The sequence below is a fragment of the Yersinia sp. 2540 StPb PI genome (genome assembly GCF_052217165.1).
Lineage (GTDB): Bacteria > Pseudomonadota > Gammaproteobacteria > Enterobacterales > Enterobacteriaceae > Yersinia > Yersinia enterocolitica_E.
Genome location: NZ_JAZGQC010000001.1, coordinates 2,000,530 through 2,018,519, shown reverse-complemented (window position 1 = coordinate 2,018,519; position 17,990 = coordinate 2,000,530). Strand labels below are relative to the sequence as shown.

Genomic DNA, 17,990 nt, shown 5'->3' with positions numbered 1-17,990 from the left:
TGCCGGCGCAGGGTACGGCGCACAATCTGCTCTGACTGCGTTGGCTACCGCGCTTAAGCTTCTGAAAATTCTTATATTTTAACTACAGGCTTCTTTTAAGAAATTGTTACCTTCTGAGTGGCATTCAACTGCTAGTGCACACTCACTCTCAATGCAGCGGCGGTGGCAAAAGGCGCAAGTGTTACACTCCCCGCGAGCATTGCCCCCAAAATCGCCAGATACCCATCAATCGGCAGTGACATAGAAGCCGCATCAATGGCCGCAGTAGCAAATATCAGCACCGGGATATACAGCGGCAACACCAATAAACTCAGCAGCACCCCTCCCTTGCGTAACCCCACCGTCAGTGCCACACCAATAGCCCCGATAAAACTTAAGGTTGGCGTCCCCAACAGCAGCGTGAGCGCCATGGCAATCGCGGTATTACTATCAAGAGACAGCAACAGAGCGACCAGCGGAGATAAAATAAGCAAAGGTAATCCGGTAACGACCCAGTGAGCACACACTTTGCCTAACACCGTGAGTGCCAGTGGCGCGGGTAATAACAACAACTGTTCAAGGGAGCCATCGTAGAAATCATCGCGAAATAGCCGCTCCAAAGAGAGTAACGATGCAAGCAATGCCGCCACCCAGACAATCCCCGGTGCAATACGCGCCAATAATTGCGGTTCTGGGCCTATCCCTAACGGAAACAGTGTGATGACAATCAGAAAAAACCAGAGCGGGTTAACTATCTCTGCCCCTTTTCTAAAGGCTATTTTTAATTCACGACGCAACACGCTGATAAACATTAATTCTCCTGCGTGTTGGTTAAACGGATTTTACGCACACTCTGACCAACACCGTTCAGATCCTGATGTGTGGTAAGCAGTACCATGCCACCGTTAGCTGCATGCTCAACAAACAGATCTAACAGGGTAGCAACCCCCTGCTTATCAATCGCGGTCAACGGTTCATCCAGAATCCATAGTGGAGCCTTGCTCAACCACAAACGGGCCAAGGCCACGCGCCGTTGCTGCCCAGCCGATAATTGAGATACCGGTAAATCTTCATAACCCACCAACCCGACCTGAGACAAAGCCTGCCAGATTGCGGCGCTATCGACCTTTTGTAACACCGACTGATAAAACGCCAGATTTTCAAAAGGCGTCAGTACCGACTTAACTCCCGGTTGATGGCCTAAAAACAATAAATCCTGATGATATTTAGCGCGATCTCGGCGAATATTCGCCCCCAACCAGCTCACCTGCCCTTCATCTGCATCGGCCAGTCCGGCTAAAATCCGCAACAGACTGGTTTTACCTGCACCATTTTGCCCCTCAACCTGCACTATCTCCCCAGCAGCCACACAAAAGCTTAACTGTTGGAACAAGCTTCGCTCATCTCGGATGCAGGTCAGGTTTTTAGCTTCCAACATGAAGGATTGGTTTCCATCGTAGGATTGTTGTTTCAGGAAAACCGAATGATAACATAAGGCTTAATCCTTACGTAGCGTGGGTCTAACCCTGACCCTACCCTTATAGAGGTATTATTCGGTATAAGATCAAATTTCTGTAGAAAAAACCAACAAGATTAACGTTTGGTTACTTTTCCCCCTCTTCTGATGGCTATTTTACTCCCCCCAACAAAGACCCACTAACAACTCACCATTAGCCCAAGAATAATAAATAGCGACTACGCTTATTATGTCGGCCTTCCCTTATTTTTTGTGTTCCAACCACCACAATTATTTATCTACCAACCGGGAAATCCCTATGAATGATGAAAAACTGTCGCAGAATAAGGGTGAATTGAAAGTGGAAAGTGAGGAACAAAAGCAGGGAAAAGAGATAGAAATAAATGAGAAGGAACTTCCCTCAAAAGCAGCCGCAATCCATGAATTGATCCGCCTCGAGGGGCAAAAAGAGTTAGAGCGCGACAGCTTTGCACTGCTGTGGTCCGCCATTGCTGCCGGCCTTTCAATGGGGGCATCGCTTATTGCCAAAGGCATTTTTCACGCAAAACTACCTGACTCACCGGCAAGTTTCCTGCTGGAGAATGTCGGTTATACCTTTGGTTTTATTATTGTCATTATGGCCCGCCAACAGCTATTTACCGAAAATACCGTGACCGCGGTACTGCCCATCATGCAAAAACCGAGTGGGCAAAACTTTCTTCTGTTATTTCGCCTATGGGGGTTGGTGCTACTGGGCAACCTTATCGGTACAGGAATTGCGGCCTATTCCTTTATCCATATGCCGGTGTTTGATGAGTCGACACGCGCATCATTTGTCACTCTGGCACAAGGGGTGATGGAGAATTCGCCATCTGAGATGTTTGCTAACGGCATATTTTCCGGTTGGATCATTGCCACTATGGTATGGATGATGCCATCAGCAGGAGGCGCTAAGATCTGGGTCATTTTCCTGATGACCTATTTAGTGGCGCTATGCGACCTTACCCATATTGTGGTTGGTTCGGTCGAAATCTTCTATCTGGTATTTAATGGCTCATTACCCTGGCAGCAATTTATTTATCCGTTCGCTATTCCAACATTGGCAGGCAACATTATCGGCGGTACTTTTATTTTTGCCCTGATAAGCCATGCGCAGATCCGCAGTGATATGACCCATCAACCGAAAAATGGTGATAAGGCAGCCAAAGACACTCCGCCCCCCTCTGAATAGCACCAACTTAACCACTGTGTTAACGTGATAATTTCGTACTAGCAAAGAGGTACAACTAATGCATTTCTCTTCGATCGAGGATATCAGAGCGGCTATTGATGGCATAGATTCGCAAATTGTCGCGTTAATCGCGCAACGGAGCCAATGTGTAAAAGCGGCCGCCGCATTTAAGCAGGATCAGAACGCAGTACGGGCGCCAGATCGGGTGCAGATGGTAATAGATCGTGTCACAGCAGAAGCCAGCAAAGCGGGATTAGCAGAAGAGATCATAGAGAAAGTTTACCGGACGATGATCCATGCTTTTATCGACTATGAACTTGAACAACATCGGCGCTTAGGGCAAAAGTAAGCGGGATTCAGTTATCACTGTTCCACTAACAGGTGGTAACAGGGTATACCGACAATTTTTAATAAAATCCCCTTAGTTCAGCCAATCATCCTTATATCATCTAAACCATAAAAAATGCCATCACGTGGCAGGATTCAAAGATGGCTACACCGATACACCCGTGATTATTTACCTGGGTTACTGGCCACCTGGCTATTCTTTAATGCGATAAAAAGTGTAAAATATGTGAACATCAATATAGCAGACTGTTATTTGTCACTTTTTTATATTTATTCAATTAAATTTCAAGAGGTTAACGTGCAGGATTTACCAAACTGTCCAAAATGTAGTTCTGAATTTACATGGCAAGAAGGTGAACAACTGAATTGCCCGGAGTGTGGTCATGAGTGGTCGGAAAATAGCCCTTCAGCCACCGGCCAGGACGACCTGGTGGTGCGCGATGCCAACGGTAATTTGTTGGCTGACGGTGACTCAGTAACTGTTGTTAAAGACCTGAAAGTAAAAGGCAGTTCTTCAACGCTGAAAATTGGCACCAAAGTGAAAGGCATCCGCCTGGTTGAAGGGGATCACAATATCGATTGTAAAATTGATGGGTTTGGTCCAATGAAGTTGAAATCAGAGTTCGTTAAGAAGAGTTGAGATTTTAATCAATGAGTTACCCCCAAATAGCGATTCTGACTCTGGGGGTTACCGCTGGTTGCGGAGTTTCCCGGACACGAGTGGCGACTGCCTCGTGTCCTTAATTAAACTATTCACTTCTCACGCGGAGCCAACATTCGGTGTTGTTAATGGCTTGCGGCGAAAAAACATTTTATAAGACTGGGTTGCACAAATAACACCCGCGATGACCAAAACAGCACCTGATAACTGCAATCCCGTAGGTAAAATATGATTAAAAATAGCTAATATCATGGTAAATACCGGTACGAGGTTGAAGAAAACAGCCGTATTAGCCGCGCCTAAATTCTTAATACCCACATTCCAGAATAAATAGGCCAATACCGACCCTGCAATTCCCATGTAAATTAATGCGCCATGATTAAATGCAGAAATATTATACAATCCACTGAATGTACCTTCAGTGTAATAAGCAAACATAACGATACCTAACGTACCAAACAGCATCGTAAAACTGGTTATTTGCAAGGGGGTAGCACCTACAGTGTATTTACGGCAGCCAACAGTATAAGCAGCCCATGCAATATTCCCAAGTAAGATAATCATATCCCCTTGATTAAACTCCATATTAAGTAGGTTACTAATAGAACCTTTACTGATAACCAATAAAACACCTAATAAACTGATCAGCATGCCGACACATTGTACCCGTGATATTTTCTGCCTTTCACAAAGAGTGAAAAGAAGCGCAGTTGTAATTGGCGAGGTAGCCATAATAAGCGCGCCATTTATCGGCGTAGTGGTTTGTAATCCAATAAAGAAAGCCAAATTAAAACCTGTAATACCGCAAAGACCCAGTAAGACAAATGCCAGATAATTCTTTTTCAGGACAATCCAGCTATTTCTTTCTCGTAACAAAAGTACCGCTAATATAGTGACACTAGCAATAACAAACCTCTCAGTTGCAGCTAACAGAGGAGAAACGTGGTTGACAATTAATGCTGCGACATTAAAATTCGATCCCCAGAAAAAAGTGGAGAGGACAACACAAAGCAAAACAAGATATTTATTCATCTGACTATCTCCAAAGTACTGCGTCAAGAACAATAGAAGATGCAAGTGCATTTTTGGATGTTTTCAATAAATAACTGACCGTGTCAGCAACATCAGAGGCCGCAAGCATTCTCTTCTTTTGTTCCCTTGAAATATTAATATGGTCATCCATTAGCTCTCTAAATGACGTATCAACTTTATCCAATATAATACTTGTTACTTTAATCCCTAATGGTTTGCAATATTCTCGTAACCCATCAGTCATACCTTGAACTGCATATTTAGAAACAGAATATGCATACATATCTTTGTTTCCTCTGGTACCCCATACTGATGACATATTTATTATTTGTGCTGAAGGGCTATTAATCAGTACCGGCAACAGCGAGCGAGTCAGATAAAAATAACCATTCACATTAACATCAAATGTATTTTTCCATTCTAAATCCGTAGTGGTTAGTGGACTACTGAAATAGGCAATACCTGCAACATTTATAAGTACATCAATAGAACTCATAACCTCTAAAGCATTTAAAACAGCCTGTTCTACTGCTCCCCGCTGAGTAACATCCAACTGAATAAAATGTATTTTATCTTGGTATTTATTTTTTAATAATGTAGTTTCTTTCTCTGGAATATCTTTAAAATGGCAGGCAAAAACAGAATGTCCATCTTTTAGAATCCGTTTTGTTAAGCTTTGTCCAATTCCACTTTCACAACCAGTGATAAATATATTCATGTTATTTTCCTTTATTTACACTAAAAATATGATGCGATGTTTATATCTCGGGTTAAATACTATAATATTCATCTATTGAGGATAAGAGCTGAAATTGAATAGGTGAATTTCAAAAATGAAAGATAAAATTTCTCTGGACGACCTTAACCTGTTTATAAGTGTCGTCGATGCTGGCAGTCTGACAAAGGTATCTGAAATAACTGACATCCCCCTGCCTACCTTAAGTCGCCGAATAACAAAGCTTGAACAATGCATTGGTGGCCGGCTACTTAATCGCTCAACCCGAACGATCACTCTCACCCCTTTAGGCCGTATGTATTACGATAGCTGTGTTGGCCCGCTATCTGAATGTTTGTCAGCAACAACATTACTTGATGACTACCACCATAGCTTAACGGGAAAATTGGTGATAACCGCGCCAATAAATCTTACCCACCAGTGGGTCGGCAATTGTATTTTTGATTTTATGCAGAAGTACCCAGATATCAGCATTGATTTAATGGTGACCAACCGAGTTATTGATCTCGAATCTCTCAATATTGATGCAGCGATTAGAGTCGGTAAATTGAAGGACAGCAACTGGATAGCAAAAAAAATCATGAATTCACATTATGTTTTTTGTGCCTCAATAGAATACCTTTCTAAAAATACCGTCCCGTTAATTCCTGAAGACTTGGTTAATCAACATAAGTTGATCATGCCGAAATCAGATACAGAATGGCAGATAATAAATAAATCATCAGGTAGTGAGTATCTTATTTCAGCCACTCCCTATATGGTGGTTGATGATACCGAGTTAGTTATCCGTGCGGCAAAGAAAAGCTTAGGGATTTGTCTGGCTCCTTTTCAATTTGTCACATCACTTATCGAACGTGGGGAATTGGTACATATCTTACCGGAGTGGCATGGTGGGCTTAGACCAACTTATCTTATGTTTAGAGATAGAAATTATGTTCCCGCTCGCTTACGTGCTTTTATTAGTCATGTGGAGAAATATGAAATTATCGGTAAATAAGATGGAGGCTAGGCTAGAGATAAAAAATGAGAAGAGTATTTATTAATAATGCCCTTCTCAAACATCTAATGATAGTACACAAGGTAAAATTAGTATGATATTCCTTTCATTCCTTCGCTGGTGTACCGTTCCCCATATATATCTAGTTTATTCTTAATATCATTTAAAATTTTTATATCCGCATCTTCTAATTTAATATGACACGAGGCGACGTTCTCTCTTAAATATCGTTCTTTTTTCGTGCCAGGAATAGGTACGATATTAACACTTTGAGCCAATAACCAGGCAAGTGCTATCTGACCAAGACTACAATTATATTTATGACTTAATGGTGTAATAGCCTCTAAAATAGCAAGGTTCTTGGCCATATTCTCTTCAGAGAAACGAGGATTGAAACGCCGGAAGTCATCGACTGAAAAGTCGTTTACTGAAGTATATTTTCCAGTTAAAAAGCCTCGGCCAAGTGGTGAATAAGGTACCAATCCAATATTATTATTTTTCAGAAATGGTAATATTTCATCTTCAATATCCCGAGTCCAAAGAGAATACTCCGTTTGCAAAGCGTCGACAGGAAATACCGACAGCGCCCGCTGAAGAATATCAACAGAAACTTCACATAGGCCAATATGCAATATTTTACCCTCTTTGACTAAGTTCGCCAAAGTATACATAGTCTCTTCGATAGGTGTTTCAGTATCAAGCCTATGCATGTAATAAAGGTCGATTTTTTCCAACCCCAATCGTTCTAATGATGATTCACAACTTTGCTTTATATAATCAGGAGAATTATTGATTTTTCGTTCATAACCAGCGCTATTTCCGCGATCAATACCACACTTGGTGGCGATAGTTAAGTTTGCACGATCATTAGCCGTCAAACCAGACAAACAGCGCCCAATCAATGATTCATTATGACCACGACCATACATATCTGCCGTATCAAAAAAAGTCACCCCTTCATTTATCGCTGTATGCAATACTTTCAGTGAATCAATCTCATCACTAGGCCCATAGAATTCACTCAGCCCCATAGCACCATATCCAATCGCAGATACCTGTAAGTGAGAACCTAAAGTTCGCTGTGGCAATTCGTTATTATTCATTTTATTTCCTTATATTTAAATGATCAAATCTCGCTATCTATATCCAATTTTTACACTTGAACCATTTTCTTAATTATCTCACTAAATGAATATTTCCGTCATTCCAAGTACCTACGAGATAACTATTCCCGTGTTTCGCTAATGCAACTGCGCCACTAAAATTATCATCCAATAGTTCGGTTTTTCCCGAAATGACATTGACACGTTTAACAGCATCCGCACCATTATCGATAGCGACAATAACGTCATCCGACTCAGCAACAATACCCACACCGGGGCGAATAAAGTCATGACCTAACTCCCGCTTATCGCCCGCTTTATTGATATGAGTTAACCGACCGCTATATTGGGTCACGACTAAACTTCCATCGTTGAGTTCAACAACCCCCACAGGAAGATTTAACCCTGTAACAAGAGTTATTACACTGCCTGTATCTAGATTAAGTGAAGATATATCACCGGATGACCGATTCGTAATCAATAAATTACCCGACTTAGAAAATGCAATCCCTGTTGGGGTTCGGTAACCTGTCGATATCTTCTGCTGAACGCCCTCGGGACTAATTTTTAGAATGTAATTGTCAGAATATGAGGACACATAGACATCGCCATTCTGATTAATGGTAATGCCCGCAGGAGATGATATATTATCTGCGAAAACTTCCTTTTTACCATTAGTATTTATTTTAGTGATCGAGCCAGCGGACCAATTAGTTACATACACAACGCCTTGTTGGTTGACAGCAATCCCTGTAGGTGCATTAAATCCCGTATAAATAATTGATGAATCAGCCATAAGTCCCTCATTAAAAAAAACAGCAGACAGTAGAAATAAAAAAACACTTAATTTTTTCATAAAAAATTCCTTATTAGCATTCTTTAATAACCAATAGTTGCGCCACCATCGATATTCAATGAGGCACCATTAATAAATGATGACTTCTCGCTTAATAAAAATAATATTGCATTATTGATATCTTCAGTACGGGCGTATCTCTTATATGGATTCATAGATTGTAGATTTGCATCTAACACATCTTTTTCAATCGCTTTAAACTTAGCTAATTTATCGCATGTCTGACTCCAAGACTCAGTCTCAGTGATCCAGGGATTAATTGCATTTAAATTGATATTCTCAGCGGCTAAATACTTTGAACATGCTTTGGTGAACCCAGCTAATGCTGAATTAACAGTGCTATTAATAATAAAAAGTGGATCAGGATCATAGCAGAAAGTACCATTAATAATAATTATTTTCCCGCGTTGATACTTTGACATCATCCTGGACACCGCTTGGGTCATTCGGATTGTTCCCATAAGCTTTGCCTGCATCGTCACCTGCCAGTCATCCTCTGTAGTAGAGAAAAAATCTGTCGGCTCACCATTCCCTGCTGCATTTATCAGTACATCAATTGGACCATAATATTCATCAATATAGGCCACCCCTTGATCCACAGAGATCTGACTAGATATATTTATCTTTTGCGTAACAACATAAGATTGCTTATTCGTCTGGTTAATTATCTCCTGCTTTACTCGTTCCAATTTGTTATCGTTGCGCCCGACCAATACCACTTTATAATTGTTTTCCACCAACCCCCGGGCTATTTCCTTACCAATGGAACCCGTTGCCCCCGTCACTATAGCTAATTTATTTAACATGATTTTATTTTGAACTCTCAATAGGGTTAAAAAAACTACTGGCTTTAGACTTCCCAATATAATTAATCGCCAGAATAATATTAATCACTGATACCGAAACACAGACTATCACCACACCCAACCAATTCATCGAATGCCATACTAAACCAAGAACAAATGTGCCAAAACTCCCTCCAGCTAGACAGGACAAAAGATATAATGATGAAACTGTTCCTTTAGATGAACTATCTACAAATTGGTTAAGGATAGACATAACAATAGGCTGTATACCAAAAACGAATATAAATAAAGCAAAAATCCCCAACGCAACAATATAAATATTATTGCTACAGGCAATAACTAATATAGACGCAGATACCCCACATAAGAATGTGATTATAATTTTTTTCTTATCAATAGCCATTGCAAGTTTTGCACTTATAAATGCCCCACCAACTGCACTTATTCCAACGAAGTTCAACCAACCCAAGGCTGTCGATGATAGAGTAAAAGGCATTCCTCTAAGGTAGTAAGTTAGAAATGAAGACAATCCTAAATAACTAAAGAAAAGGAGAAAACCTAAAGATAAAAACAGAATAATATTTCTATCAGTGAGCATTTTTGCTGCATTTATATAAACATGACTCAATTTTTTATGATTACGCTCGACAGTAGAGTTTTCTTTTAGCCCAATAATTATCAGCAGTGCTGAAATCAGAACTAGCACTGCATACATAGAGAACGCAGTACGCCAGGAAAAGTGATCGGATAAAATACCAATGATGCTACGACTAAAAATGATACCGACAATTGATGCCGATATCATTAATCCCATTGCTTGTGGGAGTCTATCCGCCGCAGTATTTTTAGCAGTATAAGCAAATAAAGCAGCAGGAACCGCAGCAGCAAAAATCCAAGTAATGCCATAACGAGAAGAAAAACATTATAGTTTGTAATATAAAGGCAAATAATCAAACAGAAAATAACACCTGCGCATCCAAACAAACTCAAATACTTAGCTGACGCTCTGTCAGATAGAGGACCAAATATAAAAAATGAAATAGCATAAATAAAACATGACACACTAAATGAATAGCGTGCATCTAGTACCGCCACATGAAAACTTTCTGATATTTCCTGAAAAATTAGCTGTGTGATATAAACTTCACCTACCGATAAAATAACCCCGATAACCGATATGATCAGGCTAGAAAACTCGCCGTCTGAATTACTATTTCCGAGTATGTTATTTGAATGCATAATTACACCTATTACTTTCATTTATAATAATTAAATATCTTTCGCTATTTAGCTAGAGATAGGTATTATCAGTTATGCCAAAGTTTCCTTGGCACCGCTGTATAATAACTCACTACAATAGTCAGATTTAGATTCAGCGATTCACTTAGATAAGAGTCTCTAATATAAAATCAAGGCAGAAAGATATTTAATATATGTAGCTATAATCGTGTCACTGCCATTGCTAAACCTTCACCACCACCGACACACAACGCCGCGATTCCATTTTTTAGATTACGAGCACTCAGTTGATAGATAAGTGAAACCAAAATGCGGCAACCTGAAGCACCAATCGGATGTCCTAAGGCAATCGCACCACCATTAATATTGATCTTCTCTTTCGGGATAGCTAATGCCCTTTTAATGGCTAACGACTGTGCAGCAAAAGCTTCATTACATTCAAAGAGATCTATCTGAGAAATATCTTTATTGATCTTATCCAAACACTGAGTAATTGCTGCAATGGGTGCAACACCCATGATTGAGGGACAAATACCTGTATTAGCGAAAGCAGAAATTTTCACCAAAGGTATCAACCCCAGCTCTTTGGCTTTACTGGCACTACAAACAATGACTGCAGCGGCACCATCATTTAATGAAGATGCATTGCCAGCCGTTACTGTTCCTTGAGAATCAAATGCGGGTTTTAACTTTGCTAGCCTGCCAGGCTCAGTTACTCTTGGCCCTTCATCAGTATCAATAACCTGTGAGCCTTTTTTATGCATTACGATAACAGGTGATATCTCAGCTTTGAATTTCCCTTCTTCAATTGCTGTCAGTGCCTTGCGATGAGACAGTATTGAGTATGTATCTTGGTCCTCACGCGAAATATTATATTGACTAGCAACATTTTCAGCGGTGATCCCCATATGATAGCCCTTATAGGCATCCGTTAATCCGTCATTAACCATTGAATCAACGATATTACTATTACCAACACGAGTTCCTTGACGTGAGGACAATAAAATATGTGGTGACAGAGACATATTCTCTTGCCCTCCGGCAATAATTATTTCAGCATCTCCATTGCGGATAGCCTGAGCAGCCAATTGTATTGCAATAAGTCCTGACCCACAGACTTTATTAATAGTTAGCGCACAAACATCATTTGGCAGACCAGCATTTAATGCAGCCTGACGTGCAGGGTTTTGACCACAACCCGCGGTTAATACTTGCCCCATAATAACTTGGTCAATATCTTCAGCTTTAATCTTATAGGTACATAGTAAGTCTTTTATAACGGTAGTACCTAATTCAGTAGCCGGGACAGTAGACAGTCCGCCCTGAAATGAACCTATGGCTGTTCTCTTGGCACCTACAATAACAATGTCTTCCACGGAGAGTTCCTTTTAAATTATTCTAAAAAAATATCATTAAAATATAACATTGCATTTATCACAATGTGCATTCTGGTAATGTTAATTAAATACTCACAGTAAGCCATTTATTATCTGCTGCATAATTACTGAGTTTCGTTCCCTCACCAATACATACTGGATGGCCAACACAGGAAAGCATAGGTATATCAGAAACATCATCCCCATAGGCAAAACACGTCGATAGCTTAATGTTATTTTTTTCGGCATATTGCCTAATAACAAAAGCTTTACCATCACCAATTGTTTGCGTTCCTAAAATTTCCCCAGTTACTACTCCTGAATTGTCAATGACTAATTCTGTGCAGAGAATATCTGTAACACCTAATAACCTAGCGATAGGTTTTAATAACGGAGCCATTGAGCCAGACACTAACACTATATTATGACCTAAAACTCTATGCGCTAGAATACTTTTTAATGTGTAAGTTATGAATATATCAGTAGTTGAAAATGTTTTTTTGAACCAGCTAACTGCACACTCTTCAATTTTTAATAAAGGGACGTCTTTAAAAAAACGATAATAAGTTCTATTTAATTCCTCGCGGCTATTCGTTTTTCTAGCCAGAACAGAAAACTGTGAATCAAATTTTTCTTTCTGACTGTCTAATTTATTTTCACTTGCCCAAAAATGGAAGAAATCAAACATGCTTTTTATATTTATTAGCGTATCATCCACATCATAAAACGCAGTCCGGCACATATTTATTCTCCATCCTCATAGCGCATTCTTCGACTTTTTTCCTTAAAATCAGGGTCATTTCCTGCAATACCGGCATCCCCCCACCGAGCAGGTGAGACCTCTTCAATATAAACTGTAATTTTATCTAATGGGCAACCTAGCTGGGTATGAACTACTCGTGTGATGTCTGCAATAAGTAAACTAGCCGATTTTTCATTAGCAAATGGCCAAGCCGTTATCTTAATAATTAGCATAATTATCTACCCTAGTGTCGTAATATTGTGAAAGTCTGACTGTTTTAACTTCAGATGAGCATGAATGTCGCCGCCTAATCCATATAGCCCTATTGCTCCGCCATAGCTTTGCTGTGAACTCATAAAAAGCACGACTACATTGATAATACGATTAGCCTCTTTATTTACTTTCGCTGGAAATGGATTATCTAAAATAGCCCAATAAGATGCACATCCATGTGCATCAGTAATAAATACATTTGGAATACCAAGGGGTCCAGGTCTGGTTAGCATATCTGGATTTAAATCATCTTCTCTAAGGCTCATTACTGTATATAAACTATTAGGAATAAGATGACTAAAATCGAAATCAAACCGTACCGACCTACTGTCATCCAAAACAGTAACAGTTAGTTTCCCTTCCGCTTTTACCCAGTCCGCTAAAGTTATTTTGTCTATTTTCCTTCGTCCATCACTTTCACGATAATCAGAAATATATGCCTGATTAAGAGAGAAGCTATCTCGAACCACTCCGTTAGCCTTCGGGCATTGTTCCGGTGCAAATACCATTGGGTAATTATTTAAAGGCAACGGTAACGGCAACGTAAAAAGCTCTATATCACTTAATTCATCTATTGAGGCACTAGATAAATCTTTCTTAATTAAATAAGGTTCTATATTACCAAATGGGGGGACAGGTGTTTCTTTATCAACAATCGCCATTCCCCAAAGGCTTTTATCCTTTTGTGGCAAAGTACCAATAACCACAAAATCCCCATTTTTATCGATGACTTCACTTGGCGGATAAAGTGGCCCTTGTGTAGTAATTGATAATTCGTAAATATATTTTTTATTACTATCCATCATATTTACTCTGAAATCACCTTGCTTGAATTTATTTTAATAAAATGGTCGCCAATAGCTTTTTCTGCAAGTTCAGCCTCTTTCTTACTGATAATATCGAGTGGGTAGACTGTAAAACTTGCTTCCATAGAGGCACATAAAATATCATTTTGCCATGCTTCTATCGTGGAATTTATTTTCTCACGTCGCTCATTAACATCAATATCATTAACCTTATAGGTAATATTAGCTGCGATTGGGAAAACAAAATTATAAAAATTAATATTGAGTGAATTAATAACAAAGTATTTTTTGATATCACCGAGGAACGGATAAAACTCCTCAGTAACGGCAATAAATGTTTGCCTAAATGCCTCAACTAATAACATACCTTGCAAGTGTTTACCTGATTGATGATCACCCATTAACTCACAGCGCTCATCAATCATAAGTGGTAAGTTATAAATATCTTTATCGACCTTTTGGGCTTTGCCGATCAGGATATTATGCTCTTCTTTCTTATGGGTATAACTATTACTACCTTGTGGATATCTCTCTTGTAATAACATATGTAAGTCAATATTGCTGACCTGTTTATTATAGTGATGATAATTTTCTAATATATTACTAATAGTATCTTTTCTTACACCTTGCCCAACAACTAAAGTATTATTTTTAGCTAAAACTTTAGATGGAATCTTTGTCATTAAGTCTAACTGACTCAATGTAACAATATCATTACCCATAGCGAAATCGTGGAACTTATCTCCGACCACCAATAGGTCTGTTTTTTGTTTTGTTAGCATGTTCATCTGCCTCATTTTTCATTAATTAAATGAAATTTTTTGATAAATTTTTGTATACAAGCCGTCATTGCCGCCAGTGATATATCTATCACCTGCTTGTTGAATTATTCTCTGGTAATTTTCATCGGTGAATGATTTTATGTATTCTTCAGGTTCTACCGAAAAAGATGAAACAAACATAACACCAGGTTGAGTACTAAATACTGAGTGATAAGCTTCAAAAGATTCGATCTTGTCCTTATTGCTACGGACAACGTTAAAAATTGTATTTTCCCGCCAGTTACGATATTGCGAGTGAAATTCTGGAACAACTTCTACATGTCGTAACTGGACATATTCAGAGTCAGGAACAGATTTCTCTGACACAATCGGGCTTTCAACATACTTAACCAGTTCACGTTTTACATCACCAGACAATAGTGCCGTAAGGTCAGCAAGAATATCGTTCAGATGATTCTCGTCATACTGAATTTCACTTATCTCAGTGTAGCTATTGAATTCCAGCAATTCCTTATCTTCACCTTGCATCGAAAGATAATAGTTTTTCATTGCGGATGACTGCAATAACCCTGCGAGTTTGGATTCCATCCCTTTCTTTAAAGGGTAGCGAGAAATCATTAGGTAGTTAGATGACATTGTATATTTCCTTTTCAATCAATTGTGGGTTAATCGTTATTTCGATGAAAGGAGCTTACGTTTTTAAAACAATGTTTTGAAATATTTATTTTGTGATAGTATAAAGATATCAGCAGGTTTAAAACTTGAGATAGACCTTACTGAAATGTCGCTTAAACGTGAACACGGATGTTGGAGAAAGTGATGCAGATATTTAGTAAAAGACTTCCTACTATCAGGCAGTTACAGTTTTTCCTTGCTGTGTGTGACGATATGAGTTTCAGACGGGCAGCCGAGCGACTAGGGGTTTCACAACCTCCGCTATCGACGCAAATTCGTAATCTTGAAGAAAATCTGGGAACAGCCCTATTCCTACGCAATACACATCAGGTATCTCTAACAGAAGCCGGTAAACTGTTTGAATTACAGAGTAGAAAGCTCTTGAACACCATGGTTGCTGATTTGGCAGAAATAAAAAAACACAGCACTTATGATCAAGGGTTTCGTGCAGGTACGACTAAAACGTTAGACTTTAATTTAATGCCTAAAATTCAGGACACGCTTGATGGTTTAGCGCATACAAATAAAATCTACAAAGACACCTATACATCTAAACAACTCTTAATGGAAATGCTTAACGGACATCTGGACTTTTCGATTGTTGCAGAAAAACCATACCAAAATGAATTATTGGAATTTAAATTCATCTATAAAGAGATAAACTTGATAACTATTCCAAGTAGTCATCCTGCCAGTCAAAAAGAGTTTATTGATTTAAAAGATGTCAGTGATCTCCCGTTATATTGGTTTAGCCGGCTGGCTAATATGGATTACTTTGATAAATGTGAGAAGATTTTCAATGCGTTACCTTTTAATCTAACCCGAAAACCTGAGCCTGGTGATCCATTACGGATGTTATCAGAAATTGCATTAGGACGTGGAATGGCCTTTATTCCTTATTCTATGTGCATGGTTAGCAGAGCGGGAATTGCCTATAAACGTATGACACCTTATTACGAAGATAAATTCGGTATTAATATTTATCTCTCTTGGCGAAAAGATTTAAAAAAAATTAGCGCGCTGGATGCAATACAAAAAATTCTATCCTTAGAGCCTTAAGCTGTCTTGTTTAATTGTGTAATTTAATCATCTCTCGCGTCTGACGCAATTCGATAGCCACACTCATCTTAGATGATGGCTCTTAATCACATTGGGTAACTGTAGCTGTGTCGAGAAAACATCGTTTTTCGGTTATTACTATCACTTAATCACTCTAAGTTGGTGACAGAGTGACCAAACAGCCAGCTAACCGCTTATTATCTGGATAAAAATGCGTATAATGCTCGGCAGTACACTTCAGCGGCAGTCACTCTGCCAATGTCCGGGTCCCCGTAGTTAAACGGATATAACAAGCCCCTCCTAAGGGCTAGTTACTGGTTCGATTCCAGTCGGGGACACCATTAGCACATCCCGCTAAGTCCATGAAATCAATTGAAAACAACAATATCGACAAAGACTAAACAATATGGATTTTCCAGAGAATCGACTGGGTAGACTGCTTACGCTCCCTACTTTGAAGCTCAGTACAAAGAATTAATAATCAAGGTTGAAACACTAAAACAAAAGTTGCCTAACGACGACCAGCAGTGGAAACGCACAGAGTTTTTAGCTCATTTACTCCAGATAAAACATCACCAGCCAACCCATCCCCCTCACTATATGGACTTTATCTTCACTCCATTCCTCGTTGGCATATAATAAATATTTATCATAAATATCAATGAATAGAGTACCAATCCTCTCTATTTTTACCCAGAAAATCCACTATTTATCACTCTCTGCTTGTCAATTTAGATATATCGATCTAAATTAGATATATCTAAATTGTTTAGATATATCTAAAGGAGAGACATTATGTTTGGTTTTTCAAAACGTGGTCATCATCAGGGCGGCGAACACCATGAAGGGCAGCGCCACTGTGGCGACAGGATGCATCGCGGAGGTCGTCATCATATAACCGCTGAAGGCGCTGAAGCAGTAAGGGGCGGCAGGCGTGGTCGCGGTGATAAAATGCATCGCTTGTTCGAACATGGGGATTTGCGCATCGTCCTCTTGGCGCTGGTTGATAAAAAACCGAGCCACGGTTACGAGCTGATTAAGGCAATTGAAGAGGCGTCCTCCGGGCTCTATGTTCCAAGCCCTGGGGTTATCTACCCAACGCTAACCCTGCTAGAAGAGCAAGATTTTGTCACGCCAGTGGCAACCGGTAATGGCCGTAAAAGCTACCAAATCACTGATGCCGGTAAAGTTGAATTACAACAAAATCAACAGATGGTGGATGTGATTTTCTCCCGCTTGGCACAGGTAAATCGCCGGCCAGAAGGGAATCTGGCAGAAGGTATTGCTGATGCTATGCATCGCTTACGCCACATTCTACGTAGCAGTATGATGCGTTCTGATGTCGCACCAGAGCAAGTCGTGCGCATTAACGCGGCACTACTGGCGGCGGTAGAAGTGATTGAACAAGAGTTAGCACCGCCTTCGGCTACAACTGATGAAAAAGATCAGGAGAAAAGCTGATGCCGGGATATCGTTATCGCATCACCATTGAGCCGCTGACCGACCGCAAAGGTGACGCTATTGAGAAAGCCCCGCTAACGTTCGAAGCCGAGAATCATGACGAGATCCTCGGCATCATCGAACGGTTACAAATGCGAGAAGATATAGACTTCGGCAAAGAGAAAACCGCAGCATTTGCTCTCGGGCTGAAACTGTTTTCAGAAACGATGCTGGAGAACCGTAAACACCCACTGTTTGCGCCGCTGCGCACCGCATTTACCGATTTCATGATTCATCTGAAGAAAGGCCCGCACGATAGTAATGATAGTGCCGGGTAATACGTCATAAGGAGAAAATGGACCCGCTCCCGACTATATTTATCCACTGGGGATA

The 17,990-nt window shown here is 39.9% G+C and carries 22 protein-coding genes and 1 tRNA gene; 8 read left to right on the top strand and 15 right to left on the bottom strand.

The annotated features are described in order from the left end of the window. Positions 1–131: 131 nt before the first annotated feature. Both ccmB and ccmA read right to left on the bottom strand, forming a co-directional pair. Positions 132–791: a heme exporter protein CcmB gene (gene ccmB, locus V1956_RS09180; RefSeq protein ID WP_083158199.1), complete on the bottom strand. Its 660-nt coding sequence runs from the start codon at positions 789–791 to the stop codon at positions 132–134. Then, a complete protein-coding gene (ccmA, locus tag V1956_RS09175) occupies positions 791–1,417 on the bottom strand; it encodes a cytochrome c biogenesis heme-transporting ATPase CcmA (RefSeq protein ID WP_083158198.1) in 627 nt (208 codons plus the stop codon). The genes ccmB and ccmA overlap by 1 nt, the downstream gene beginning before the upstream one ends. A gap of 337 nt (positions 1,418–1,754) precedes the next feature. On the opposite strand from ccmA, the gene V1956_RS09170 reads away from it, so the two are divergent. From V1956_RS09170 to V1956_RS09160, 3 genes are all read left to right on the top strand, one after another. Beyond that, positions 1,755–2,666 carry a formate/nitrite transporter family protein gene (locus V1956_RS09170; RefSeq protein WP_083158197.1) on the top strand — a complete coding sequence of 304 codons (912 nt, stop codon included), beginning with the start codon at positions 1,755–1,757 and terminating at the stop codon, positions 2,664–2,666. A gap of 58 nt (positions 2,667–2,724) precedes the next feature. Continuing rightward, positions 2,725–3,015: a chorismate mutase gene (locus V1956_RS09165; protein WP_372559517.1), complete on the top strand. Its 291-nt coding sequence runs from the start codon at positions 2,725–2,727 to the stop codon at positions 3,013–3,015. A 297-nt stretch (positions 3,016–3,312) separates the two neighbouring features. Next, positions 3,313–3,654, top strand: coding sequence for a zinc ribbon domain-containing protein YjdM (locus V1956_RS09160; RefSeq protein WP_083158195.1), 342 nt, complete (start codon positions 3,313–3,315; stop codon positions 3,652–3,654). Positions 3,655–3,774: 120 nt separating this feature from the next. Here the strand turns inward: V1956_RS09160 and V1956_RS09155 are convergent, their stop codons facing one another. Continuing rightward, positions 3,775–4,707, bottom strand: a complete 933-nt coding sequence (locus V1956_RS09155) for a DMT family transporter (protein WP_442825045.1) — start codon at positions 4,705–4,707, stop codon at positions 3,775–3,777. A 4-nt stretch (positions 4,708–4,711) separates the two neighbouring features. Further along, positions 4,712–5,425 carry an SDR family oxidoreductase gene (locus V1956_RS09150; RefSeq protein ID WP_372559519.1) on the bottom strand — a complete coding sequence of 238 codons (714 nt, stop codon included), beginning with the start codon at positions 5,423–5,425 and terminating at the stop codon, positions 4,712–4,714. Positions 5,426–5,540: 115 nt separating this feature from the next. Between V1956_RS09150 and V1956_RS09145 the strand changes: the two genes are divergently transcribed. Beyond that, complete coding sequence (locus V1956_RS09145; RefSeq protein ID WP_372559520.1) at positions 5,541–6,440, top strand: LysR family transcriptional regulator; 900 nt, start codon at positions 5,541–5,543, stop codon at positions 6,438–6,440. Between the two features lie 89 nt (positions 6,441–6,529). On the opposite strand, the gene V1956_RS09140 is transcribed toward V1956_RS09145, so the two are convergent. The 11 genes from V1956_RS09140 to V1956_RS09090 all read right to left on the bottom strand — a co-directional run bounded on the left by V1956_RS09140 (position 6,530) and on the right by V1956_RS09090 (position 15,059). Then, positions 6,530–7,528, bottom strand: coding sequence for an aldo/keto reductase (locus V1956_RS09140; protein WP_442825797.1), 999 nt, complete (start codon positions 7,526–7,528; stop codon positions 6,530–6,532). 88 nt (positions 7,529–7,616) lie between these two features. Continuing rightward, positions 7,617–8,399, bottom strand: a complete 783-nt coding sequence (locus V1956_RS09135; RefSeq protein WP_442825044.1) for a Vgb family protein — start codon at positions 8,397–8,399, stop codon at positions 7,617–7,619. A gap of 23 nt (positions 8,400–8,422) precedes the next feature. Next, positions 8,423–9,205: an SDR family NAD(P)-dependent oxidoreductase gene (locus V1956_RS09130; RefSeq protein ID WP_442825043.1), complete on the bottom strand. Its 783-nt coding sequence runs from the start codon at positions 9,203–9,205 to the stop codon at positions 8,423–8,425. Positions 9,206–9,209: 4 nt separating this feature from the next. Next, entirely contained in the window at positions 9,210–10,097 is an 888-nt protein-coding gene (locus V1956_RS09125) for an MFS transporter (RefSeq protein ID WP_442825796.1), read from the bottom strand. Next, on the bottom strand, positions 10,010–10,444 hold the full coding sequence (locus tag V1956_RS09120) for a hypothetical protein (RefSeq protein ID WP_442825042.1): 435 nt from the start codon (positions 10,442–10,444) through the stop codon (positions 10,010–10,012). Before V1956_RS09120 ends, V1956_RS09125 begins: the two co-directional genes overlap by 88 nt. 200 nt (positions 10,445–10,644) lie before the next feature. Further along, on the bottom strand, positions 10,645–11,820 hold the full coding sequence (locus V1956_RS09115; protein WP_372559523.1) for an acetyl-CoA C-acetyltransferase: 1,176 nt from the start codon (positions 11,818–11,820) through the stop codon (positions 10,645–10,647). Between the two features lie 85 nt (positions 11,821–11,905). Next, complete coding sequence (locus V1956_RS09110; RefSeq protein WP_442825041.1) at positions 11,906–12,562, bottom strand: HAD family hydrolase; 657 nt, start codon at positions 12,560–12,562, stop codon at positions 11,906–11,908. Between the two features lie 2 nt (positions 12,563–12,564). Then, the gene (locus tag V1956_RS09105) at positions 12,565–12,795 is read right to left on the bottom strand and encodes a tautomerase family protein (RefSeq protein WP_442825040.1); all 231 of its coding nucleotides are present in this window, start codon (positions 12,793–12,795) and stop codon (positions 12,565–12,567) included. Between the two features lie 6 nt (positions 12,796–12,801). Further along, positions 12,802–13,641, bottom strand: a complete 840-nt coding sequence (locus V1956_RS09100; protein ID WP_442825039.1) for a hypothetical protein — start codon at positions 13,639–13,641, stop codon at positions 12,802–12,804. Between the two features lie 2 nt (positions 13,642–13,643). After that, entirely contained in the window at positions 13,644–14,423 is a 780-nt protein-coding gene (locus tag V1956_RS09095; RefSeq protein WP_442825038.1) for an AfsA-related hotdog domain-containing protein, read from the bottom strand. A gap of 21 nt (positions 14,424–14,444) precedes the next feature. After that, entirely contained in the window at positions 14,445–15,059 is a 615-nt protein-coding gene (locus V1956_RS09090) for a hypothetical protein (protein WP_420072416.1), read from the bottom strand. A gap of 183 nt (positions 15,060–15,242) precedes the next feature. On the opposite strand from V1956_RS09090, the gene V1956_RS09085 reads away from it, so the two are divergent. The 4 genes from V1956_RS09085 (at position 15,243) to V1956_RS09070 (ending at position 17,935) form a co-directional block, all read left to right on the top strand. Further along, positions 15,243–16,157, top strand: coding sequence for a LysR family transcriptional regulator (locus tag V1956_RS09085; RefSeq protein ID WP_420075441.1), 915 nt, complete (start codon positions 15,243–15,245; stop codon positions 16,155–16,157). Between the two features lie 266 nt (positions 16,158–16,423). Next, positions 16,424–16,498 (top strand) — tRNA-Arg (locus V1956_RS09080). 454 nt (positions 16,499–16,952) lie between these two features. Continuing rightward, entirely contained in the window at positions 16,953–17,618 is a 666-nt protein-coding gene (locus V1956_RS09075; protein ID WP_420075423.1) for a PadR family transcriptional regulator, read from the top strand. Continuing rightward, positions 17,618–17,935, top strand: coding sequence for a DUF3861 domain-containing protein (locus tag V1956_RS09070; protein ID WP_372559531.1), 318 nt, complete (start codon positions 17,618–17,620; stop codon positions 17,933–17,935). The genes V1956_RS09075 and V1956_RS09070 overlap by 1 nt, the downstream gene beginning before the upstream one ends. Positions 17,936–17,990 lie beyond the last annotated feature (55 nt).